Origin of the sequence: Tumebacillus permanentifrigoris (genome assembly GCF_003148565.1) — a bacterium.
GTDB classification, from domain to species: domain Bacteria; phylum Bacillota; class Bacilli; order Tumebacillales; family Tumebacillaceae; genus Tumebacillus; species Tumebacillus permanentifrigoris.
In genome coordinates, this window is the sequence record NZ_QGGL01000005.1 from 36,797 (window position 1) to 59,225 (window position 22,429).

A 22,429-nucleotide genomic window follows, 5' to 3' on the forward strand; every position below is an offset into this window, starting at 1 on the left:
TCACCCCGTAAACGGTAGGTATTTGGCAATCAAATAGAGGAACAACAGGTGCAAGACATTGTCGTACACGATGTAGACCCACGCTTGTGGTTTCTTGACGTTGATGAAATCGACGATGGTACAAACGATCGAAGAGCGGTCGAGGATGTAGTGCGACAGATACACCAAGATGAAGTGCACCACATCCCACCACCCGGTGAAAACCAGCACGCTCAGCGTCCACAACAGACAGTGAACGTTACAGGCTAACTCCCCACTCCAAAATCTTTTCTTTTTATTCAGCGCCATCCAATCGTTCTGAAGGAGGTAGTCACCCACGAGATGGCCGATCAGCCAGTCCATGCTATCACCTACTCACTTTTTAGATACTTCTCCTGAATTTCATGCAAGGTCTGGATGGCCGGATCGAGTATTTCTCGCTTCCAATCCTGCATCGAAGCGTCCAGCGTCAGCCCGGTGGTCTCCAAAATCTGCCGCGCTTCGCGGTCGGCTGGGGTCGGCAACCACCACGTGAAGACCGGGTTGGTGCCGTCATGCAGTAGGAATTCAAAGTACGTTTTGAGCAACCCGATCGTCGTCTCGTCATGATAATCCACCGTCCCCTCCGGCACCGGCGGTGCTGGCGGGGCTGGGTACACATCTGGATACTTGAACGGTCCGTGGTTCAAAAAGATCCCGATCATCCCGACAGGTGGCATCTGGTTGCCGAAGCTCAGAAATTGATACGGCAGGTCGCTGGAAAAGTCGAGGCGGATGATCACGCCATTCACAAATTGGTTCTCCGGGTGCTCCTCCTGCGTGTGCAGGCCAATCTCGCGTGCCAAGTGATCCCAGTAGACGATCGACGTGTTGTGTGACCACCAGAACAGCGTGCTCATCTCTTTCATGTGCTGGTGCAACTCCGAGTCCTGTTCCAACGCGTCGTCGAGTTTGGGCAGGATGTGCGTCGACTTCAGCACCCCGTGCTTCTCTCGCCACGACTTGCCGTGCCGGAGGTAGTCGATCATGCGCTGGATGCGAAAGTGCGACGCTGGTTCGTCGTTGTCAAAGCACTGACGGGCCATCAGCATGTCGTGCAGGAACCCCGCGTTCACATATTCCCAATAGTTGACTTCGCCCTGCTGGAAGCGCTGGTCACAGAGGCGCCCACTGTCCACTTCCCACTGGGCGAACATCTCGACATCCATGCCGAAGTACAGATCGCGCTTTTTGATCGCCCACGGGTCATACCACTTCCCCGAGTTCTCCACCCCCTCGATGATCGAGGAAAGATACGGACTCGCCAACTGGTACCACTGGCGGATCAACGCCGGGCGTTCTGTCGGCAGGATGTTCACGATCCGGCCTGGTTCTGGTGGCAGCTGCGACTCCACCACGTCGTAGTAGATCGTCACGAACTGCCGCTTGATGCTTCCGCCGTCCTCCAGCTCCAAGCCTTCCCAGAATCCATCCTCCCCCTGTGCCGTCGCGCCAAGGATCACCACAGGTTGCGCCGCATCCCCGAGCAGATTCAACGCACCTCCGCCCAACACGCGCAAAACGTTCTGCGAACGCACGTTCAGGATCGTCCCGGCCTCGATGTCAAGCACCCCGCCGGAGACGATCACGAGATCACCGCCCCCGATGCGGTACGGCCCTTCAAACGCGTAGAGGGTCTGTGCGCCTGAGATCGTACCGTTCAGGTTTTTGTAGCGGTCGACGTGGAGCGCGTACTCGTGAGTGGGATCACTCCCCACCGACGAGAACACGCGGATGTAGATCTCCCCGTCCGCGTTCGCTTCATAGCTGGCGAATCGCACGCGGTCGTTTAGCGGTGCTGTGCCGAGGAACAGATCGCCGCTGGAGTCGTACACTTCAAGGTCATAGAGCACCCCGAGCGGCATCTCGCTGAGTTCGATCTCCACCGCTTCCCCAGCCCGCAGCCAGAATTTGTACCAGTCGGACGTATCCTCCGTCGGCAACACCGCCCGGAACTTGGCTCCGTTGACCAAGTTGATCGCCCGCTCGCTAACAGTTGCGTCCATCACCCTTGTCTCACCCCTGCGAGATTTCCGTCTCATTCTCTGTCTTTTTTTGCAAACGTTCACAGCGCTGGATGTAGGCGGCGGCTGTCTTGTCGTAGAGGTTTTTGCTCAAGCACTTGGCGAACAACCCCTGCGCCGTTTCGTACTCCTCACGCTGGAACTGCTCATACGCCTCGTCAAAAAGCGACTTCGTCGCTATTTTTCCTGCACGGATCTCCGGCGGGTCCGCTTCAAACACCTCATACACGGAGACTGGCTCCGTCTTGCCTTTGACTTTGACGCGGTCGAGAATGCGAATGCAGTAGCGGTTCGGGTCGACCAGCCGCACGTAGGTGTGCTCACTGATCAACAGCGGCACGCCGTACACTTTGGTCAAGTCCTCCAACCGAGAAGCGAGGTTCACCGCATCCGAGATGACGGTGGAGTCCATCCGGTGATGACCCCCAAGCGTCCCGAGCATCATCCGTCCCGAGTTGAGGCCGATCCCGATCTCGATCGGGGCGAGGCCTTTTTGCACGCGCTCGTGGTTGTAGAGGCCCAGTTGATGGAGCATCGCCACCGCTGCCCGGACCGCATCGTCTGCGCCCTTGTCGAACAGCGCCATGATCGAGTCTCCGATGAACTTGTCGATAAAGCCGCGGTTCTCGATGATCGGGGCTTCCATGCGCCGCAGGTACTCATTGAGAAACTCGAAATTCTCCTCCGGCGTCATTTTTTCCGACATCGTGGTGAACGAGCGGATGTCGGCAAACATGATCGACATGTTGGTCTGGACGTGGTCGCCGAGTTGGACATCGAGGATGCTGTTTTTTTCTAAAAAGCGCAAGAATTGATGCGGTACGAATTTTTCATATGCGCGGTTCAAGGCAAGTTGGTGCTGGTAGAGCTCGGCGTTTTGCAGCGAGACGGCGATCTGCGAGGAGAGCAGTTCCATCAATTGCAAACGCCCTTCGGTGAATGCGTGCGTGGTCAGGTTGTTCTCCAGATAGAGCAGACCGACCAGCCCGCCTTGGTTGAGGATTGGCATGCAGAAAATCGATTCGGGGCGGTGTTGCTCGATGTACGGGTCCTTGGCGAACATCTCTTCTTTGGACGCGTCGTGCAACACCACCGGTTCCTTCATCCGCCGCACGTACTGAATCACCGAAGCGGCGAGGTCGTCACACTCGTGGAACGGGCGCAACTGGAGGACGGTGACGTCCTCGCGGCCAGGCTCTTTTTGCGCGACGAGCAACAGTTCGCCCTCGCGTTCGATCAGGAGGCTGGCTCGCTGTGCCCCGGCATTCTCCGCGACGATACGGATCATGTTTTCCAAGAGCTTGCTCAGGACGATCTCGCCGGAGATTGCACGCGATGCTTTCAAGACCGTTTGCAAGTCGATTTGCTGCATGCTGTGTTCCCCGGTCGTCGACATCGATCCGACGGCCGATGCCACTTCCAAGCGGTTGTCCACGTCCGTTCGGGAACTCGTCAGCCATTCCGGGTAGGCGCGATCGAGGACGCGCACTTTTTCCAATGCGCCCCATTTCAGGTACAGGTAGCGCGCTTCCAACAGGTAGGTCTTCGCGATGCGCTCCTTGCCAAGTTGCTGGTAGAACTTCGCCGCCAATTCGTTGGCGATGGCGACATAGTGCAGGAAGCCTTGCTCGCTCGCGTGCTGAATTGCCGCTTCGTAGGCGTCCATCGCGCGTGGCAGGTCGCCTTGCAGACGGGCGAGCTCCGCTTCTAGCAGTTGGACTTTGCCTAGAAAGTTCTCAGGAGCGTGCTTTGCCCACTTGCGGAGTTTCGCGAGGTGCTTTTTCAACAAGCGAGTATAGCGTCGACGCTCCTGCGCCGATACGCTGCTGTACAGTTCGGTGAGGGTCAGCGAGTAAAAGACATAGTGTTCAGGCAATTGCACCTGCCCAAACGCCCCACCGATCACACGCTCAGCCGCTTCAGCGATCTGCAACGCTTCCCGATACTCGCCCAGCAGATAGGCGGCGCGCAGTTGGTAATGGTGCGTGAACCCGGTTTGGAACAGATCGCCCTTCTCCATGCATCGGCGGATGTGCTCCGGATAGTCGTAACCGCCGATGTCCTCGCCCTTCAATCGTGCGAGGCAGGCGCGGACGACGCGGAGATTGTTCGCTGTCATCTCGACTTTGGTGCGCATGACATAGTCGAGGTATTTGTCGATCTCGCGCTCCACTTCTTCAAACGGTGTCCCCAACATCATCAAATAGTGGATGGTGTTCGTGCAGGAGTACACCGCATAGACACGGTCGCCCGATTCGATCGAAACTTGGTAGCCTTCGCGCAACAGCTCCAACCCTTCGCGGATCGGACGCGTCCAGTGGTTGATGAATGTCGCGAAGCCGAAGTACGCCTGCCCTTTTAAAAGGTCATACTCGATCCGCTCGTGAACTTGCATCGCCAACCGCCCAAACTCGTATCCGAGCTTGTAATCGCCAAGCACAGACCCGAGTAGCATGCCGTAGCCCCCATAGGAGAGCCCGGAGCCAATCGAGTTGCCATGCTTCAACGTCGTGGTCAAGGAGATCAAGTTCAAGAGCGCAAACAGTTCCTGGTCGATAAAGTAGGCCGCGTTCAGGTAGTTGATCAGCAGGCGCATTTTTTGGTTTTGGTACGGGTTGCTCGCCATCGGCATGTTGAGCAACTGTTCGGAGGTGCGCCCGCGCAGGTACCACTTGGACTTCAAGATCTCAGCGAACATCCGCGTGCGGCTGTACGTTAACGGGATCTTCATCCCAAGCATCGGGATCGCCTCTGCACAGAGGCGGCAGACCTCCTCGTACTTCTCTTGGTTGATGTAGAGGATCGACTTGATGTGATAGACGTTGGTCTTCTCCAGCGTCGTTTTGACATTGGCGAGGATGTAGTCGAACAGATTTTCCGCCATGCCGAAATACCCGCAGAGGTACTCGACCTCAGAGCGCTCCATGTACAGTTCGTAACACAGGTCATAGGCAGACTGCCACGGGTTTTTGGGTAACAGATCGACCCCTTGGCGCAAGTACTTCAGCGCCGGTTCATAGGCGGTCGATGCTTTTGCTCTCCGTCCGGCGAGCAAGTTTAAGCGCATCAGTTGGAGCTGTTCCTCCGGCGCGGTCAGCAAGTTACTGCCGACGTTGAGGTGGTTGACCATGTCGAACAGGTTCTCCTCTTGCTCCTCCGCACGACTCTGGCGGAGCATGATCTTCCCGATGCGCAGATGCACGGCGGGCAGACTCTCCTCCGGGATCATCGAATACGCGACCTGTTGGACACGGTCGTGGAGAAACTTGAAGGATGCGCGCAGTTCCTCTGGCAAGATATCATGGCTGGATTCTTGCCACATGCTGAACAACAGCTTATACGCCGTTCCCACTGGCACCAGAAAACCTTCCTGCAAGGCATCCCACAAGTCGAGCGCCGTCTCCGCAGTGGGCTTGCCGATCACTTCGATCAGCGTGTGCAGGTCGAACGCGCTGCCGATACAGGACGCGATCTTTAGAACTTCCTGCGTTCGCTCCGGCAGTTGGCGAATCTTCTCCAGCATGAACTCCACGACATTGTCCGTGATGTCCATCTCGCGGATGCCGTCGAGGTCCCACCTCCACGCGCCCGCTTCGGAGTCGAATCTCACCATTTTCTGCGCATAGAGCGTCTGCAAAAATTGCTTAACGAAAAACGGATTCCCGTTCGTCTTTTGAAACACCAACTCTGCCAACGGAGCGGATTCATCAGACTCACACTGCAACGTATCCGCGACCAAGCTCTTGACGTTGTGCTCATTGAGCAGTGCCAGATGCACCTGCGAGATCGTGTTGCGTTTTTGCCGCAGTTCCTCGACCATGACCATCAAGCGGTCGGCCGCCGTGATCTCGTTGTCGCGATAGGCTCCGATCAACAGCAGATGCGACGTGCCCGCATCTTCCAAGAACTGTTCAAACAACATCAGCGTCGCTGCATCCGCCCACTGCAAATCGTCGAGAAAAAGCACCAAGGGGTGCTCGCGTCCGGTGAACACGGTGATAAACTTCTGCATCGTGTACTGAAAGCGGTTCTGCGTCTCGGTCGGTGGCAGGAGCGGTGCCGGCGGTTGCTTGCCGAGGATCAGTTCCAACTCGGGGATGACCTCGACGATCACCGAACCGTTCGATCCAAGAGATGCCGTGATCTGCTCCCGCCAACGCTGAACGTTCTGCTCGCTCTCCGTCAGCAGTTGGTGAATCAGTTGGCGCAAGGCTTGGATCAGCGCATGGTAGGGAATGTGGCGCTTGAACTGGTCAAACTTCCCCGTGAGGAAAAATCCCTTCTCCCGCGCCACGTTTTTGTGAATCTCATGGACAAAAAACGACTTCCCGATCCCCGAAGGCCCCGTGACGAGCAACAGTTCCCGCGTGCCTTGTGTAACACGGTTGAACACCGTCTGCAACGTCAGCATGGCGTCGGCACGCCCGTACAATTTTTCGGGAATCTGAAAAATTTCCGATCTGTCGTTGCGTCCGATCGGAAACTCGCGGATCTCCCCGGTCTCTTCCCATTGCCGCAGGCATTCCTCAAAGTCGCGCTTGAGTCCATAGGCGCTCTGGTAGCGGTCCTCCGCGTTTTTGGCGAGGCAGCGCATGACGATCTCTGACAATGCGTTAGGCACAGAGGGGAGCACTTCATGCGGTACGGTCGCAGTTTTGGCGATGTGGCAATGGACGATCTCCAGCGGGTCGTTGGCGATGAACGGCAACTGCCCGGTCAGGAGTTCATAAAACGTGACGCCCAATGAGTACATATCGGTGCGATAATCGATCATGCGGTTCATGCGCCCGGTCTGCTCCGGTGACATGTAATTCAGCGTGCCCTCCAACTGATCCGGGTTGATGATCTCTTGACGCTCCGCTGAGAGCAACGAGGCGATCCCAAAATCACTGATCTGCACCACACCGGTGTCGAGGTTGGCGATCAAGTTGTGTGGCTTGAGGTCTTTGTGGATGATCCCGTGCTGGTGCAGTCGGCCCAGCGCTTCTGTGACGCGGATTGCCACCTGTAGAAACGTGTTCAGGTCAAACGGGCGGTACGAGAGGTGATGATAGAGCGAATCGCCGCCACAGTCTTCCAACACGAGCATGTACCCATTGCGGTACGGTTCGAGCGTGATCGGACGAACGATGCCTTCGCCCCCGATCTCTCGAGCGATCTCATACTCCCGCTTGAGTCGGATGATCTCGTCCTTGGGCGGGTACTCGGCTTTCAACGCTTTGAGGATGACGCGATTCTGCGTCGGGACATGCAACGCACGGTAGACAACCGTGTGCGGTCCCTCCGACAGTTGTTCGAACACTTCGTAGTTGCCAATGGAAAACAAGAAAGCCTCACCTCACTGTTCCGGAGCGATCTCATGCTGTCTCTGCTTAGAATAACTTCCCGTCCCAAGGCAGCCCTTCGTTGAAGCGGGTGCGATCATGATGGCGGAAGATCGCAAAAAGAGCCGGGTCGTACAGATCAAAAATCTCACACGGCTCTGCATCCGAACCCGAACGGTTGAGGATCGAGTTGACCGCCCGACGCGCCGCTTCATTCGCCCCTTCCATCGTGGCGAGGTCGGTGTTGGTGCGCACATAGTCGGACGCGAGGAACAGGTTGGGAATCTGCGTATAGGAATCCGGGCGCAATTGCCACGTGCCCGCTTTGTTAACCAGCAACGGCTCCAGATTGGTCTCGACTTGACCGGACGGGTTCTCGAACTGGATGTCCGGGTCGAGGAACCAATCGTGGATCATCTCATCGCGCAACCAGTCGCCATTTTGGTTCATCGACGTCTTCATCTGCGCCCAGACTTCGTTTTTGATCTCCTCGGCGGTGCACTCCATCGCCGTTTTTCCATATAGAACGCCCGGAGTGTCCCAATCAGAGACATCGACGGAGAGAATGCCCTTGACCTGCCCGTCCCCGAAACTCCGCATCGGAAAGTCTGGCCAGAACTGCGCCTGCGAGACAGCGGTCAGCGCCCACGGCGCATCCATGAACAACAGATGACCATGCACAACGGGCAGATCTTCGTTGAGGAAGTATTGGATGCCGTTCATCCAAGCGACCGATCCGGCGAGTTGCTTGATGTAGTACAAGGTCGGGTCTGCCAGCAACATCTCGTCGGTCAGCTTCTGTGCCATGATCTCGACAGGTAGGGCGCTGATAAAGTAATCGCCCGTCGCGACAAACTCCTCACCGTTCATGAAAATGGTGGCACCTGTGATCACACCGTTCTCACAATGAATCTGCTTGACTTCGGCGTTCATGTGATATTCCACGCCTTTCGAGCGCAGATCATGCAACCACGGTTCAATCCAGACGTCGTTGGTCGGCCCGTTCAGCAGGCGGTCATCACCGATGCCCGGCGTCATCAAATCAAGGCAAAGTTGCGCGAACACGTTGCCGATCGTCTTCGTACTCGCCTCGCGTGACTTCGCAGCGACCAGCACGCGTGTCGCAGCTGTCATGAAATGTTGGAACGCTTCGGATTGTTCGTCCGCTTCGACGAACTCCCACCACGCGATTTTTTCATACTCCTCGTCCTTGCGCTCGTCGCAAGAGGTGAGGATCTGCCACGTCTTGTGGACGAGGTTATCGATATCGGAAAGGGTCAGCCCCATGTTGTTATCAAATAGTGAACGCAACATCACTTTGATGTCCGAGAGGTTGCTCGGGAAGTTGTCGAGCGATACGACCATCGGACCCGCCTCGCGCAACGTGGCGGTGCGGGTTGCAAAAACGAGGTTGTCAAACACGCCGTTGGCGTTTTGTCCAAAGGGGATGCGCTTCATCGTGTCCGGCACGTGGCGGTAGAAGCCTGGGAAGAACCGGAACCCGTGCTCGCCAGGCAAGTCAGGGCGCTGGTCGGTGCCGGTGCCTTTTTTCGGGATGCTGCGCGCCTTGCCGCCCGCGATGTCCTTGTACTCATACAGGACGACTTCGAACCCGCGATCGATCAATTCATGCGCCGCTGTCATCCCTGCTACGCCGCCACCTAGAATCACTACTTTTTTCTGCATCTACTGTAAGCCACCCTTTCCCCGTTACACGTTGTTTCTCACTCCTTTACTTATATCATTTTCAGGTGATTTGAAAAACTACATCAGACCAAAATTTCGAGATTTTTATCATTTAGAGTGAAAAAGTTGACTGGATATGAAGATTTATTTCTTGACCTCCCCTTTTTCCTCTATGAATGCCCAAGTGAATGCACATAAAAAAAGCTGACAGGAGCGCGTGGCTGCCTGTCAGCTTTTTTTATGCTCATCGCTTTTGGCTATGTCCTCAGGGACTTTGCCAGAGCGAACGCCTTCGACCCAATCCTGATAGATGGAGAGGAGGCCGTTTTTGTGAATGTTGTAGAGCCGTTGTAGTTCCTTGAGCGGTTCCGGGTTGTCATCAACTCGGATGTCCACATAGGGAAACTCGTCCTCATCGACGATCAGGAGCGCTGCCGATTGCTTGCCGCGCTTGTCACCGCCAGCATGTTGACCTGCCACCAAGGCCGCGATCAACCGTTGTTCAAAAGATGCCGTCGACGCAGAATACGTCGCCGCCACAGCTTGAACAACCTCTTCGCCCGTCAGCAAGTTGCCTTGCACGGTGAAGGAGTCTCCGATGATATGCCCCGTCCACGCATTGGTTTCCTCGCCCGTGTAGGCGATGGCATGACCATACTTGTCGACGATGCCAAGCTGACGGTACTGACGGCCCGGATCATCGGCGAGCAGCGCTTCCAAAGTCTCTTCGGCAGAAAGCCCATGCTCCAACAAGCGCAAGCCTTTCGGACCCAGTGTCGGATTCACGCGCGCCTGTGTCGCAATCGCGCCGACACCCGACTTCGCGAACGGGCACAGCGATCCCACCGCAAACGCCTTGGTCGTCACCGCCACCCCAAACCGCCCGGTCATCGGGTCGCGAGCGACGATGGAGAATGTATTCAGATCATGCTCGATCATTCAAAAACGACCTCCTCACTGGTTACAGCCCGCGTCGAGCGATCCGCTCCAGATCAATTCCACGCAAGCGACTCCATTCAGCCGTCTGCCCGCGCACGATCAGCGGGCGTTCGCGCAACTCAGCCACGGAGTGGCATTCCTGCAGGGTCAAGATCACGCGCAATTCTTCGTGCCAGTGCTCGACGATCTCCACCGCCGACTCAATACCGTGCTCCATCAGCGGGCGGAGGATCGCTCCTGCCACCCCGACGACGTTAGCACCGAGCGCGAGGCATTTGGCGACATCCAGTGCGCTCTGCACACCACCGGAGCCGATCACGTCGAACGCGCCGAGAAACGGTTGGGCTTCCAACAGCGCAACCGCCGTCGTCTGCCCCCACTCGCGCTCCAACTGCTCGAACATCAAGCCTGATCGCCTGCGGTTCTCAATCGACACGAAATTGGTGCCCCCCATCCCCGCGACGTCCACAACCCGCACGCCGACAGCAGCCAGTTTGCGGTACGTCTCTGCCGACATCCCGTTGCCGACTTCCTTGACGATCACGGGCACGGACAATCCTTCCACGACGGCTTGGATCTTCTCCAAGAGCCCGCGGAACGACCGATCCCCTTCAGGCATCGTCAATTCCTGTGCCGCGTTGAGATGCAGATGCATCAGATCGGCCCCGATCATCTCGACAGCACGCTGTGCATCTGACAGACTTGCACCCGCCCCTAAGTTCGCGATGAGGAGGCCCGCTGGGTTCACATCCCGAACGACCGAGTAGGTGCGTGCCAGCGCAGGGTCCTTCAAAGCAGCCCGTTGCGAACCGACCGCCATCGCCAATCCAGTTCGCTTCGCCACCTCCGCCAACCCTCGGTTGATCTCCTCCGTGCGTCCGGCCCCGCCGGTCATCGCGTTAATCAAAAGAGGCGAACTGAAACTCAGTCCGCCAAGGGTGGTCGCAAGGGTGACATCTCCCAGATCAAAGTCTGGCAACGCGCGGTGTACGAACCTCAAATCCGAGAATCCGTTGTCAAGGCTTGGATTCAATGCTAAGGCATACCGTACATGATCCAACTTGCGCTGTTCAATCGACACGTGTCTCCCTCGCTTCTCTTCACTCTCTAGTTTCTACGTTGTACCTGCCTTACTTTTTGAACAGATCGCCAAACACATCACCTAACGTGCCGAGGCCGCTACCGCCCTCATCGTTGGAGGAGTAGTTCATCGGCTGTCTGTTGTTGCTGCGCTTGGTATACTTCTCCACGTCGCGACGCTCGTTGTCGCCGTCTACTTCACGGATCGACAAGGAGATGCGCTGTTCGCCTTCCACGACATCGAGGATTTTCACTTTGACCTCTTGGCCGACTTCCAGCACTTCGTCAACCGTCGCCACGTGGCGATTGGCCACTTGCGAGATGTGCACAAGACCTTCCACGCCAGGCAACAGTTCGACAAATGCGCCGAAGGACACGAGGCGTTTTACCGTGCCCGTCACGATGTCGCCGGCATTGAACTTTGCCCCGATGTTCGCCCACGGACCGGGAGATGCGGCCTTGATCGACAGCGAAACGCGGCCTGCAGACGGGTCAACTTTTAACACTTTGACTTGGACGGTGTCGCCTTCCTTCACCACGTCTGCCGGTGTATTCACGCGATGGTGCGCCATCTCTGAGATATGTACCAGACCGTCTACGCCGCCGAGGTCGACGAACGCACCAAAGTTGGTCAACCGTTGCACGGTACCGGTCAGTACTTGACCCGGTTGAATCGCGCTCATTCGACCCTCTTTTTGCGATTCGAACGCTTCGTCCAGCACCGCTTTGGCCGAGAGGATCACCTTGCTCTCGTTGCGGTCAAACTCCACGATCTTCACGCGCAGGGTGCGGCCTTTGTAATCGCTGAAGTCTTCTACAAAGTGACGCTCCACAAGCGAGGCCGGGATGAAACCGCGCACGCCAAGGTCGATGACGAGACCGCCCTTCACGACATCCGCTACTTTTACTTCCAGCACTTCGCCCTGTTCGTACTTGCGCTCCAGCTCATCCCAAGACTTGACGCTGTCGACCGCTTTTTTGGAGAGAATCATCTTGCCTTCTTCATCGTTGAGGCGCATGACTTTCAGTTCCAGCTCCTCTCCGACTTGTACCACATCGCTGACATTGTCAACGCGCAATACGGAAAGTTCGCCGATCGGGATGACCCCGTCGTATTTGTACCCGACGTCTACAAGCGCTTGACCGTCTTCGATCTTGGTGATCTTGCCTTTGACGATGTCGCCTTTTTGCAAGGTGTTCAGGTCGAGATCCTTCATTTCTTCTATCATTGTTCCAACCTCCTCTATTTGGTGAAGCCTGAAATCGCAGAGTTGAACAAAAGAAGTTTCTGTAACCACAACTTGCTAGGTGTAGATTGGCTCCCTTAGTATGTTACCGCTTCGGAACTTCCATGCGATTGGCTTTTTGCAACTCGCCAATCGCGCTCATGATCTCCTGGGTGACCTGTGTCAGCGTCTCCTTGGAAGACTTGCCCTCCCGATAGCGCGACAGGTCCAGCGGTTTCCCGTAGGCGATGCGCACTTTGCGGAACAGACGGTAGGAACCCACGATCGCAACTGGAATCACCACACAATTAGAACGCAACGCAAAAAACGCCACGCCCGTTTGACCTTCGCCCAGCTCTCCAGTCTTGCTGCGATGGCCTTCCGGGAACAGCCCCATGCATTTGCCATCCTCCAAGACTTGAAGCGCCACACGCAAGGATTGGCGGTCGCCAGCACCACGGTTGACTGGGAAGGCACCCCACGCGGTGATCAGTTTGTTGAACACCGGGATCTTGAACAGCTCCGACTTGGCCATGTAATGAACGGTACGATTCGCCCCGCTCCCGATCAGCATCGGGTCCCAGTTGGAAATGTGATTCGAGCAGAGCATGACGCTCCCCTGCGCGGGAATGTGATCAGCCCCGATCACTTCATAGCGATTGGCGACTGTAAAATAACCACGAAATAGAGCACGGAAAATACGATATAGCTTCATCTGTATGAAAACTCCTATGATTTCTGTGCTTGGGCAGAGCGACAAATCGCTTGAATTTCGCCGATTACTGCTTCGATCGACATGCCAGTCGTGTCCACGACCCTAGCATCCTCTGCCTTCACCATCGGGGAATGTTCGCGGGATGCATCGTACTCATCACGACGTTGAATGTCAGCCTTGATCTGTTCAAGGTCACACTCCACACCCTTGTTGAGCATCTCTTGGTAGCGGCGCATCGCACGCGCTTCGACTGAAGCGGTCAGCCAAATTTTCACATCAGCGTTGGGCAACACCACGGTGCCGATGTCACGTCCGTCCATCAACACGCCGGTTCGGGAAGCGATGTCGCGCTGAAGTTTTACCATCGCATCTCGGACGCCAGCCACTGCGGAGACGGCCGATACGTTGTTCGTCACTTCGAAGGTGCGGATCGCGTCTGTTACTTCTTGCCCGTCCACAAAGACGGCTTGCCGTTCAGGTTGCGGCTTGAAATCGATGTGAATGGTATGGGCCATTTCGTTGAGCGCTGCCTCATCATGAAGTCCAATTCCCTTTTGCAAAGCCTTCCAAGTGATAGCCCGATACATTGCACCTGTATCGACGTAAGCCACCCCAAGAGCTGCAGCCACACGTTTGGCTACGGTGCTTTTCCCAGCGCCAGCCGGTCCATCGAGTGCCACGCGTAAAGTATTCATCAGTAGTTTATGCCTCCAAGTTGCGACCAAATAGACAAAAAGCAGGCCAGCGCCCGCTTGTTGCAAGTTTTCTCAACTATGATAGTACCAAAAAGGCCCTATTTCATCAAGTGAATCGGACCGACTTCCGCTGCACGGTCCTGATTGGACTCGACCAGCGTTCCTGGCACTGGAAACGAGATGTGCGGGCTGTTGTGATCAATTTGAAACCGGAAAACTCCCTCCACGCTGGAGGAGTCCAGCGTCAGGACATCGCCTTCCTTGACGGGCACGGTGACTTCCGACTTCATGAAGTTGACGACCGGCACGCCATTGAGTTTGACCCAGATGTTCGGCCATGCTTGCTGCTGGTCGACGTTGGTGATCGTGACTTGTGTAGGTTCATCGCTCTGTGCAGCGGTCGGCATGACACCGCCGCTTTGGCGTGTGCCCTCCAGCCGGTCGGTCAAGGAGAGCAGATGCCGTCCCGACGGGAACGCCAGCAACACTTGAGCGACGACGATCAGCACAAAGCCCAACAACACGATGCGAGAGAGTGGCTTTTCCAACCGCTCGTAGGATTTCAGAAAACGCTCTTCATATGTAAGACGCCGACGTTGATCCATCTTGTACCACCCCCGGATACTTCTCATCCTATGCTAGTCCCGGGGGTTTCATACTTGGAGTTCGTCGGCGCCACGCGTTCGTATGCAATTTAGTTGCCGAGCACGCCCTTCTCACGCATCTCGATCTGACGTTTGAAGGAGTACTGGACGATCAATTGTCGGTCTGTCTCATTGAGTTCGAAGTACTTCAACGAGACGGCTTTGTAGCCTGTTTCATTCGGTGGCGCGATCCGAATCACCCGCGCCTTGCCGACGATGTCGTAGCCCTTGCCTTCTAAATTCATGCGGAAACGGAATCCGATGATGTCGTTCGCTTGCATCGGCAAGTCTGCCGGGATCGCAAAGGACAGACCTCCACCGGAGATGTCCTGCCCCCGCGCTTGGGCTGTGATGATGCTCTTGGTGACCGAATCCATATACACCAAGTCCAAGTCGAGATGAAATGGCACACGCAAAAACTCGCGGCGTTGCTGGCGATGTACATCCTCGATTTTCGGTTTGTGCAGACCTAAAAGGTCGATGTTGCGCTTTTCACGACCTAGAACCACGGTGACGAAACTGCATTGCGCCCCGTCAATCGACCGATATCGCACCATAATTGTCATCTTCTCTGGCAACACGGTCGGCGACTTCGCTTCAAGTTTCATCGGCAGGTCGATAAAGATCTTTGTCTTTTCCATGTCTTGAACCCGTGCTGAGTAGCGACCCACGTAGGAGCCGTCTTTCACTTCGATGTTGATTTTCTGCCCAATCACTGGGTATGCCATATTTAAACCACGCTCCGGTGAGTATCGACCTATGAAAAGTATATAACATTTTCAGATACGTTTCTACCTTAATGAAAGAGACGAATGTTGCGGACGACCTTTGAATAGAGTGTACAGAAACTTGTGGACGGGAGGTACTTCCTTGAAACGTCACCCCATCTTTTTTCATACCATGCGGTTGCCGCGCTTTCGCAGGTTGCTCCTACCGCTGATCTTGCTGCTCGTCTTCACCACGACCTCCTATTCCATCGTCGGTCGACATGCCACCGTGCCACCGCTTCCTGCATTTGTGATGATCGATCCTGGACATGGCGGCTACGACCCCGGTGTCATGGCAGGCGGGATTGAGGAAAAAAACATTACGCTGGCGATCGCTCATCAGTTGAACGCCTCCCTACAAGCGCGCGGCATCCAGACCGCGATGACCAGAGAGTCGGATATCGACTACGCGAACGACGGCAGCAAAGGAAGCTCCTCCAAGCGCAGCGACCTCGACAAGCGCATCGAGATGACCCAAGAACAACAAGCCACGATGTTTATCTCTCTGCACATCAACAACTCGCCCCTCGCCACACGCGGTGGTGCAGAGGTGTTCTACTCCAAGCAAAACGAAGGAACCAAGGAATTGGCCGCGCTCGTACAAGCGGAACTCCACCAAGTGCCGGAAATGTCCAAGCGCGACAGCAAGCCCGGCACCTACTACCTCCTGCGCAAACAGGATATTCCCAGCCTGATCATCGAGTGCGGCTACCTGAACATCTCCGAGGAGAAAGCTCGGCTGAATACAGCCGATTACCAAAAGCAACTCGCTGAAGCGATTGCTACAGGCGTTGAACGTTGGCTGCAAACGCAACAGTAACCGCCAAAAAGAATCGAGCGCCCAAACGCTAGGTTCATAAAAAGAGGGCCCGGTTGCGACCGGCCCTCTCTTTGTTACGCTGTCTGATTGTCCAGTTACTTGAGCTTCTCAACACCGATCTCCTTGCCATCGAGCGCTCTGATGTAGACCTTGTAGGTGTCGTTGTCCATCGTGCCGATGAACTCGTAGCAGAATTGCTCGCGACCTAGATCGTCCAGCACGATCGATCTGTGCGTCTCTTGAATTTGCACTTTCGGTGAGACGAACTTGCGCGCCTCCGCTTCGGAGATCTTGGCCGCCGGTATCTGCCGGTTCGCCACGTGGTTGAACGCATAATCCTGTGCGACCAGACCGACCACTTCGCCGTTGTCGAGCGCGACTTTGACGGTGGTTTTCTCTGGGTAGATGCGGACCCCGTCCTGTGTTGGCACGATCTCGTAGACCCCAACGTTGTCGTACTGGTCGATGCGGATGATCGTGTCCCCCGCAATCCCCTTTTGTTTCAAATACGCGGTAGCCTTCGCTGACGCTTGATCGAGGTCGAGCTTCGGATCGCCGACTCCGCGATTGTTCATGTAGTTGGTGATGTGGCCCCCCTTTTCGGTGATCGTCATGTAGGCTTGACCGTCACCTGGCAGTTTGGCGGTGACCGAGTAGGAAGGATAGAGATTGCCTTGCCCGTTGCGCTTGGCGGAGATGCCCTGTGTATTGGCATGTCCGAGGAAGCGAGCTGCTGCTTCCGCCGCCCCTTGTGGGTTGACCGCCGTGCCGCTCAGTTTGTTCACATCTGTGTTGTTGCGCGTCTTCAACGCGTTGGCGGTCGGGCCAAAATTGAGCGGCTTGGCGTTGCGAACTTGCTTTTCCATCGCTTTGAAGCCGTCGACGATCACGTTGTCCGTTTTTTTGTCAGTCTGCGCGAGGGCAAGTTCCGCGTCCATCCAGCGCAGGTTTTTCTGGATGACGGCCGTCTGGAGGCTGGACAGTTGCTTTTCCAACCCTTTGGAGCGGTTGTACATCGTCTGCAGCGTGTTCCATTCCTGATCGGTCAGCGGTTGCTTCTCGTCTTTGTGGACGGCGACCCGATAGGAGAAGTTCCCCACATCATTGAGGAAATTCATCGTGTTGTTGAACGGCATCAGGGACAGCGGGAGTTCACCCACATCGCTGCGCGCTTGTGCGGATAGTCGCCACACTTCGGTCAGCGACGAGGTCGATTGCAATTTCGAGTTGACGGCGAGCGACTTGCCGAGCTCGTCTTGTAACAGGTTCATATGGTCACTCAAAGTATGGAACGCGCGCTGGTATTGGTTTTCCGCTTTGAGCAGCAGCGCTTGTTTTTCACGATGCTCGCGGTAGCCCCAGAACCCGGCCACCACCAGCGCCAAGACGACAACAAAGGACGTGATACGAGAGAACATCATGCAGAGCCCTCCTCTCTCTACAAGGTGCTATCGGCAAAAGATGTGTGCGCCGATGCGTTTAATCTGCGGACGGCCCCAGATCCACTTGGACGTAGCCGTCGCGGGGTTGAAGTAGTAGATCGCGCCGCTTGACGGGTCCCATCCACGCAGGGCGTCGTTGACAGCCTTTTTCGCTTGGTCGTTCGGGCTGAGCCAGATCTGACCATCTGCGACCGCGGTGAACGCGCCGGGTTGGAAGATGATCCCCGGAACCGTATTCGGGAAGTTCGGGTTGTCCATGCGGTTCAGGATGACCGCCGCGATCGCCACTTGCCCGATGTACACTTCCCCACGCGACTCACCGTAGACGGCGTTGGCAAGCAATTTCATGTCGTTGGCGGAGACGTTTTTGCCGCCGTAGGACTGTGTCGGGGTAGCGGTAGCCGTCGCTTTGCTGGCCGGTTTCTTCGCAGTTCCTCCGCCCTGTGCTCGCTGAATCGAAGCAGTCGCTTGGTTCGGGTTGTACCCGCGACTGGCCGCTACGAGCTTGGTCTTGGTGGTGCTGCCGACGACGCCGTCGACCTTCATGCCAAACTTGTACTGAAAATTGCGAACGGCCCAGTATGTACCGTACCCAAACGAACCGTCCAGACTGCCCTTATAATAGCCGAGGAACTTGAGTCGACCTTGCAGTTCGCGGACATCGGTACCGGCGCTGCCTCGTACGAGAGTACGTTGCGTAAACGTGGATTCATGAGTGCCTGACTGCACCAGCCCAGGCTCTACGGCCACACAAGCAACTGCCGTCGCCACAGTCAAGGCCGCCATCAGCAACCTCCACTTTTTCCTCATAGTACCCCCTCCATCTGTGTGAAATCGGTGTGCTTGTCTTATTGTGGAGAAAGTACCCACCCTGTATCCGAGGCAAAAAAAGGGAGAGCCCCGTCGGGCCCTCCCTTTTTTAACACCCCGCAATTTAGATGAGGGGTTCGATATCAAATTGCGTCTCGTTGTCGCACAGGCAACGCTTGAATCCGGTGTCGATGTGACCTCGGTAGTCGCGTGCGCCACGCAGAATGAACGATTCGCCACATTGCTTGCAACGAATGTGTACTTTGACACGGTCGATTTGTTCCGGCATCTACAGTCCGCCTCCTTGCACTTGCATGAAGTGATGAGAGACAGTGTAGCCACACCGATGTCGGTTTATACATCGGGTGCGTTTTTCTCCAGCGGTTTAAAAGGCGAACGTTCCGCCGCCTCGCGCACTTTGCGCAGGCCGTTGATCCAGAGGCCGACCATGAACGGGATCGACAACGCGATGAGCCACGTCTGCTCGGAGATCAGCAACGAATCATACGTGCTGTGTACCAGCCAAGGCGACCCGAAGGCCAGCAGACCGAGGAGCACCCGCTTGCGGCGTGATGTGGTGAACTTCGCCTTGCCCAAATAGTACCCCATGATCACACCAAATAGTGCGTGACCTGGCACCGTGAACAGCGTGCGAAACGGAATCACATCCCACCCGAGCGCCAGAGCTTTGATGATGTTCTCGATGGTCGCGAACCCGAGCGAGGTCGCGACAGCATACACAATTCCATCATACTCCTCGTCAAACTCATGGTGGCGCACCGCAAACCAATAGGTCAGCAACAACTTCGAGAGCTCCTCCACCACGGCGACCACGAGAATCGTGTGCACATACGGGGAACTGATCGACGTACTGACCCACTTCACGAAATACATCACCGGCAGCGCGGACAACATGCCGACCAAAAACAGCTTGCCGACCAACTGTAACGGTTCCGAGTCATAGCGATCTCGAATATAGAAAAAGGACATGAGGGCAATTGCAGGTGCCACTGCACACCCGATAAGCAAGACAATGTTCAAGGCAGACCCCTCCCGCTTATAGATTCTGACTCGACGATTTAAATTCCTGCTTTGACACGGCGTACAGGTGAAGGGCATAATATCCACTAAAGCCCGTATGCAAACCACGAGAGGTGGATGTTTTCTTGAAACATATCATCATTATGACAACCGGTGGCACGATCGCGATGATCGAAGACCCCCAGACACAGACCGTTCGTCCCGTCGCCAATGCCGCCGATCTGACCCATGCCGTGCCGAAGCTCGCTGAATACGCGACCGTTTCGGTCGAAGCCATTAGCAATGTACCCAGTCCGCACTTAACCCCCGCGATGATGGGAGAGCTGGGACGTGCCGTGCTGGAACGCCTACAGCGCGATGATGTGGACGGAATTGTGATCACACATGGCACCGACACGCTCGAAGAGACCGCGTACTACCTCGACCTGATCCTGCCGCCTGGCAAACCGGTGATCGTCACAGGTGCGATGCGCTCCAGCAATGAATTGGGTGCCGATGGCCCGTTGAACCTGCTCAACTCCGTGCGCGCTGCCGCTTCCAAGGAAGCGCATGGACAAGGCGTGCTCGTCGTCTTCAACGATGACATTCATGCCGCGCGCTTCGTCACCAAGACGCACACGTCAAACGTAGCCACGTTCCAATCCCCCACGGTCGGGCCGATCGGGTTCCTCGACAAGCGGACGGTACAGATCCGCCACGTGCCGAAACCGCACGCCCACATCCCGGTCGACGACCTCGTCGCTGAAGTCGGCCTGTTGAAGATGGCGGTCGGCATGGATGACCTGCTGATCAACTGCCTGCTCGATCACGGAACCAAGGGGATCGTCATCGAAGCGTTAGGCGCTGGCAACGTGCCTCCGGGCGTTGTGCCGGGTATCAAACGAGCGCTGGCCCAAGACATCCCGGTCGTGTTGGTGTCGCGCTGTTACAATGGAATTGTGCAGGACGTCTACGGCTACGAAGGCGGAGGCAAGCAACTCCTCGACTTGGGGGTTTTGTTCTCCAACGGCCTGAACGGGCAAAAAGCGCGGATCAAATTGATGACCGCGTTGCGCGAAACGCCTGTGATTGCAGATCTCAGCAAGTACTTCGACCAAGAATAATACTCCCAAAAAAGCCGTGCGCCACCGAGGTGGTCACGGCTTTTTTGCATGTGCAGAGCGGGTTGCGGGCATGGTAGGGGGAGAGTTTTGCAATTCAGAGGAGGTATTGGCACTCATGAACTCTGCCAAAAAAGGGCTGATCGGCCTGTTGCTCGCCACGATGTTGCTAACCGATTCAGGACAGCAAGCGCTGGCTTCCCCCCGACCGGAGACGACGGAAGCCGCTCACGATCTGGCGACGGCATGGGCCAATGCGATGCCGGGCTTTGAGGAGGAAGCGGTTCCGGCACAAGCGGTCAACTTGCACTATGGCTCACGCGGTGCATCGGTGACGCTGTTGCAACGAAACCTCGCCACGCTAGGCTTCTTCACCTACCCACACGCCACCGGATACTATGGTTGGTACACAGCCGCTGCGGTGAAAAGGTTTCAAGCGGTATACGGCGTGCCCGTCACAGGTACATATGGTCCGTTGACACGCACCGCGTTGTCACACGCGCTCGTCAAGCGGAGACTGGTCGCCGACACATACCGCTATGTCGGCATCCCGTATGCATGGGGTGGTGCAACTCCGAGTGGGTTTGACTGCTCGGGTTTTATCTATTATATGTTCAACAAATTTGGTGTGAGGATGCCGCGCACGACGGCGAACAACATGTACCACATGGGCAAAGTCGTGTACAAATCGCAATTGCAACCGGGCGACCTCGTGTTTTTCTCGCTGGAGCAACCGGGCTACGTCTCGCACGTTGGGTTCTACGTCGGTCACAACAAATTCATCTCCGCGACCAACAGCCGCGGGATCTACGTCTACACCCTCTCGAACTCCTATTGGGGCCCCCATTATCTCGGGGCGCGCAGATATTATTAAAAAAAGACCAAAGGGCTGGAGCCCTTTGGTCTTTTTTCTACGTTGCTTTCACTCGCACGGCTTCGGCGTTTTTCACATGATGCGCCTGGAGCGTCTCGCGAATTTTTTGCTGCACTTTGCTGCGGATCGGGCCCAAGACCATGAAAATCCCCTTGAAGCCAAACGCTTGTCTCGTCCAGCGACCGAAGTCGAAGGAATCGTGGTGCGAGATGATCTTGCCATCGACGAAGCGAAACTCCGATTCGATGTCGTTGTGGATCGGTCGCCCGGTCACCGAGAAGTGATAGTCGATGTGCCAGCGTCCCCGACCCCGATGGTCGTCGGCGTCGATGACTTGGAACGTCATCTTTTTGTCACTGGCTTGTCCTCGTGTAAACATATGCCACATCGCCCGCACTTCGTCACCGCGCAGGTTCTCAAACATATCGTCCGAAAACTGTGCGTCCTCGTGGTAGCACTCCGCGATTGCGTCGTAATCATTCTGTTGAAACGCGGTGTAAAACTTGGCCAACAACTGCTCATTCGGATGTTGCATCCTGTGATCCCCTGCCCCTTCTCTCTGAAAAAAGCTCGAAACCGCCTCAGGCGGTCTCGAGCTGCTTCCACTCAACCTGTACTACTTTCTTTTCCCCGTTACAATGTGAATTTCCTTCCCATTCACATTAATATCAATACCATAGGACCAATTATGTGTATAGTCATCGATGGTGTTGCGTACTTTGCGGCGCACGCGATCGCGGGTCGGTGCCCACGAAACGTGGGAACCATACGGACCAAACGTGCGGCGCGCCCAACGGCCCCAGTCGAAGTAATCGTGGTGGTGGATGATCTTGCCGTCTTCGAATTGGAATTCAGATTCGATCTCCCGGCGGATCAGACGACCGCGACGTGCGGAGCGGTATTCGATCTCCCAACGCGCGCGACCTTGGCTGTCACTCACTTCCAAGATCCGGTAACCCAACATGCGTGCTTGCTCACGAGTGCTGACAAACCAATTCAGCATCATCCGTGCGTCGTCCCCGTGCAGATCGTCCAAGATGTGGTCGGAATCTTGTTGTTCCTCATGATAGCAGTCCGACAGTGCGTCAACGTCATTGTTCTGAATCGCGGTAAAGAAGTTGATGAGCAACTGCTTGTTCGGATGCATGACTTCTCCCTCATTCCATTAATATAGGTTATCCTTCTATCACCTATATTACATGAAACAATGTTACATTGAAAGAG

20 protein-coding genes are annotated in these 22,429 nt (G+C 55.9%); 3 read left to right on the forward strand and 17 right to left on the reverse strand.

What is annotated here, in order from left to right:
* From C7459_RS06660 to C7459_RS06710, 11 genes are all read right to left on the reverse strand, one after another.
* Positions 1-342 (reverse strand): DUF3307 domain-containing protein, encoded by a 342-nt coding sequence (locus C7459_RS06660; protein WP_109687666.1) that lies wholly within the window; start codon positions 340-342, stop codon positions 1-3.
* Between the two features lie 8 nt (positions 343-350).
* Positions 351-2,024: a PPC domain-containing protein gene (locus C7459_RS06665; protein ID WP_109687668.1), complete on the reverse strand. Its 1,674-nt coding sequence runs from the start codon at positions 2,022-2,024 to the stop codon at positions 351-353.
* Between the two features lie 10 nt (positions 2,025-2,034).
* On the reverse strand, positions 2,035-7,368 hold the full coding sequence (locus C7459_RS06670; protein WP_109687670.1) for an AAA family ATPase: 5,334 nt from the start codon (positions 7,366-7,368) through the stop codon (positions 2,035-2,037).
* A 46-nt stretch (positions 7,369-7,414) separates the two neighbouring features.
* Complete coding sequence (locus C7459_RS06675; protein ID WP_109687672.1) at positions 7,415-9,052, reverse strand: hydroxysqualene dehydroxylase; 1,638 nt, start codon at positions 9,050-9,052, stop codon at positions 7,415-7,417.
* Between the two features lie 228 nt (positions 9,053-9,280).
* Complete coding sequence (locus C7459_RS06680; RefSeq protein WP_109687674.1) at positions 9,281-9,991, reverse strand: DUF1028 domain-containing protein; 711 nt, start codon at positions 9,989-9,991, stop codon at positions 9,281-9,283.
* Positions 9,992-10,013: 22 nt separating this feature from the next.
* Entirely contained in the window at positions 10,014-11,072 is a 1,059-nt protein-coding gene (gene fni / locus C7459_RS06685) for a type 2 isopentenyl-diphosphate Delta-isomerase (protein WP_109687676.1), read from the reverse strand.
* A gap of 49 nt (positions 11,073-11,121) precedes the next feature.
* The gene (rpsA, locus tag C7459_RS06690) at positions 11,122-12,300 is read right to left on the reverse strand and encodes a 30S ribosomal protein S1 (RefSeq protein WP_109687678.1); all 1,179 of its coding nucleotides are present in this window, start codon (positions 12,298-12,300) and stop codon (positions 11,122-11,124) included.
* 103 nt (positions 12,301-12,403) lie between these two features.
* Positions 12,404-13,012 carry a lysophospholipid acyltransferase family protein gene (locus tag C7459_RS06695; RefSeq protein WP_109687680.1) on the reverse strand — a complete coding sequence of 203 codons (609 nt, stop codon included), beginning with the start codon at positions 13,010-13,012 and terminating at the stop codon, positions 12,404-12,406.
* Positions 13,013-13,026: 14 nt separating this feature from the next.
* Complete coding sequence (gene cmk / locus C7459_RS06700) at positions 13,027-13,707, reverse strand: (d)CMP kinase (protein ID WP_211320353.1); 681 nt, start codon at positions 13,705-13,707, stop codon at positions 13,027-13,029.
* A 98-nt stretch (positions 13,708-13,805) separates the two neighbouring features.
* Positions 13,806-14,312: a hypothetical protein gene (locus C7459_RS06705; RefSeq protein WP_109687682.1), complete on the reverse strand. Its 507-nt coding sequence runs from the start codon at positions 14,310-14,312 to the stop codon at positions 13,806-13,808.
* 89 nt (positions 14,313-14,401) lie between these two features.
* On the reverse strand, positions 14,402-15,079 hold the full coding sequence (locus C7459_RS06710) for a flagellar brake protein (protein ID WP_109687685.1): 678 nt from the start codon (positions 15,077-15,079) through the stop codon (positions 14,402-14,404).
* A 142-nt stretch (positions 15,080-15,221) separates the two neighbouring features.
* On the opposite strand from C7459_RS06710, the gene C7459_RS06715 reads away from it, so the two are divergent.
* Complete coding sequence (locus C7459_RS06715) at positions 15,222-15,938, forward strand: N-acetylmuramoyl-L-alanine amidase family protein (RefSeq protein WP_109687687.1); 717 nt, start codon at positions 15,222-15,224, stop codon at positions 15,936-15,938.
* Between the two features lie 95 nt (positions 15,939-16,033).
* Here C7459_RS06715 and ypeB read toward each other — a convergent pair whose 3' ends face one another.
* The 4 genes from ypeB to C7459_RS06730 form a co-directional block, all read right to left on the reverse strand.
* On the reverse strand, positions 16,034-17,359 hold the full coding sequence (gene ypeB, locus C7459_RS06720; RefSeq protein ID WP_245884429.1) for a germination protein YpeB: 1,326 nt from the start codon (positions 17,357-17,359) through the stop codon (positions 16,034-16,036).
* A 27-nt stretch (positions 17,360-17,386) separates the two neighbouring features.
* On the reverse strand, positions 17,387-18,190 hold the full coding sequence (gene sleB, locus C7459_RS06725; protein WP_109687689.1) for a spore cortex-lytic enzyme: 804 nt from the start codon (positions 18,188-18,190) through the stop codon (positions 17,387-17,389).
* A 124-nt stretch (positions 18,191-18,314) separates the two neighbouring features.
* Positions 18,315-18,479 (reverse strand): hypothetical protein, encoded by a 165-nt coding sequence (locus tag C7459_RS23225; protein ID WP_170119315.1) that lies wholly within the window; start codon positions 18,477-18,479, stop codon positions 18,315-18,317.
* A gap of 65 nt (positions 18,480-18,544) precedes the next feature.
* Positions 18,545-19,231, reverse strand: coding sequence for a PrsW family glutamic-type intramembrane protease (locus C7459_RS06730; protein WP_170119316.1), 687 nt, complete (start codon positions 19,229-19,231; stop codon positions 18,545-18,547).
* Positions 19,232-19,356: 125 nt separating this feature from the next.
* On the opposite strand from C7459_RS06730, the gene C7459_RS06735 reads away from it, so the two are divergent.
* Together C7459_RS06735 and C7459_RS06740 are read left to right on the forward strand one after the other, a co-directional pair.
* On the forward strand, positions 19,357-20,334 hold the full coding sequence (locus C7459_RS06735) for an asparaginase (RefSeq protein ID WP_146200963.1): 978 nt from the start codon (positions 19,357-19,359) through the stop codon (positions 20,332-20,334).
* Between the two features lie 115 nt (positions 20,335-20,449).
* Positions 20,450-21,205 carry a C40 family peptidase gene (locus C7459_RS06740; protein WP_170119317.1) on the forward strand — a complete coding sequence of 252 codons (756 nt, stop codon included), beginning with the start codon at positions 20,450-20,452 and terminating at the stop codon, positions 21,203-21,205.
* 37 nt (positions 21,206-21,242) lie between these two features.
* On the opposite strand, the gene C7459_RS06745 is transcribed toward C7459_RS06740, so the two are convergent.
* Together C7459_RS06745 and C7459_RS06750 are read right to left on the reverse strand one after the other, a co-directional pair.
* Positions 21,243-21,740, reverse strand: a complete 498-nt coding sequence (locus C7459_RS06745; protein WP_109687692.1) for a nuclear transport factor 2 family protein — start codon at positions 21,738-21,740, stop codon at positions 21,243-21,245.
* Between the two features lie 81 nt (positions 21,741-21,821).
* Entirely contained in the window at positions 21,822-22,352 is a 531-nt protein-coding gene (locus C7459_RS06750) for a nuclear transport factor 2 family protein (protein ID WP_109687693.1), read from the reverse strand.
* Between the last annotated feature and the right edge of the window lie 77 nt (positions 22,353-22,429).

Coding starts and splice junctions, on each gene's coding strand:
- C7459_RS06740 (WP_170119317.1), top strand. CDS start 20,450: ATGAACTCTGCCAAAAAAGGGCTGATCGGCCTGTTGCTCGCCACGATG.
- cmk (WP_211320353.1), bottom strand. CDS start 13,707: ATGAATACTTTACGCGTGGCACTCGATGGACCGGCTGGCGCTGGGAAA.
- rpsA (WP_109687678.1), bottom strand. CDS start 12,300: ATGATAGAAGAAATGAAGGATCTCGACCTGAACACCTTGCAAAAAGGC.
- C7459_RS06710 (WP_109687685.1), bottom strand. CDS start 15,079: ATGGCATACCCAGTGATTGGGCAGAAAATCAACATCGAAGTGAAAGAC.
- C7459_RS06665 (WP_109687668.1), bottom strand. CDS start 2,024: ATGGACGCAACTGTTAGCGAGCGGGCGATCAACTTGGTCAACGGAGCC.
- C7459_RS06705 (WP_109687682.1), bottom strand. CDS start 14,312: ATGGATCAACGTCGGCGTCTTACATATGAAGAGCGTTTTCTGAAATCC.
- C7459_RS06660 (WP_109687666.1), bottom strand. CDS start 342: ATGGACTGGCTGATCGGCCATCTCGTGGGTGACTACCTCCTTCAGAAC.
- C7459_RS06745 (WP_109687692.1), bottom strand. CDS start 21,740: ATGCAACATCCGAATGAGCAGTTGTTGGCCAAGTTTTACACCGCGTTT.
- C7459_RS06675 (WP_109687672.1), bottom strand. CDS start 9,052: ATGCAGAAAAAAGTAGTGATTCTAGGTGGCGGCGTAGCAGGGATGACA.
- C7459_RS23225 (WP_170119315.1), bottom strand. CDS start 18,479: ATGCCGGAACAAATCGACCGTGTCAAAGTACACATTCGTTGCAAGCAA.
- sleB (WP_109687689.1), bottom strand. CDS start 18,190: ATGAGGAAAAAGTGGAGGTTGCTGATGGCGGCCTTGACTGTGGCGACG.
- C7459_RS06680 (WP_109687674.1), bottom strand. CDS start 9,991: ATGATCGAGCATGATCTGAATACATTCTCCATCGTCGCTCGCGACCCG.
- C7459_RS06695 (WP_109687680.1), bottom strand. CDS start 13,012: ATGAAGCTATATCGTATTTTCCGTGCTCTATTTCGTGGTTATTTTACA.
- ypeB (WP_245884429.1), bottom strand. CDS start 17,359: ATGATGTTCTCTCGTATCACGTCCTTTGTTGTCGTCTTGGCGCTGGTG.
- C7459_RS06750 (WP_109687693.1), bottom strand. CDS start 22,352: ATGCATCCGAACAAGCAGTTGCTCATCAACTTCTTTACCGCGATTCAG.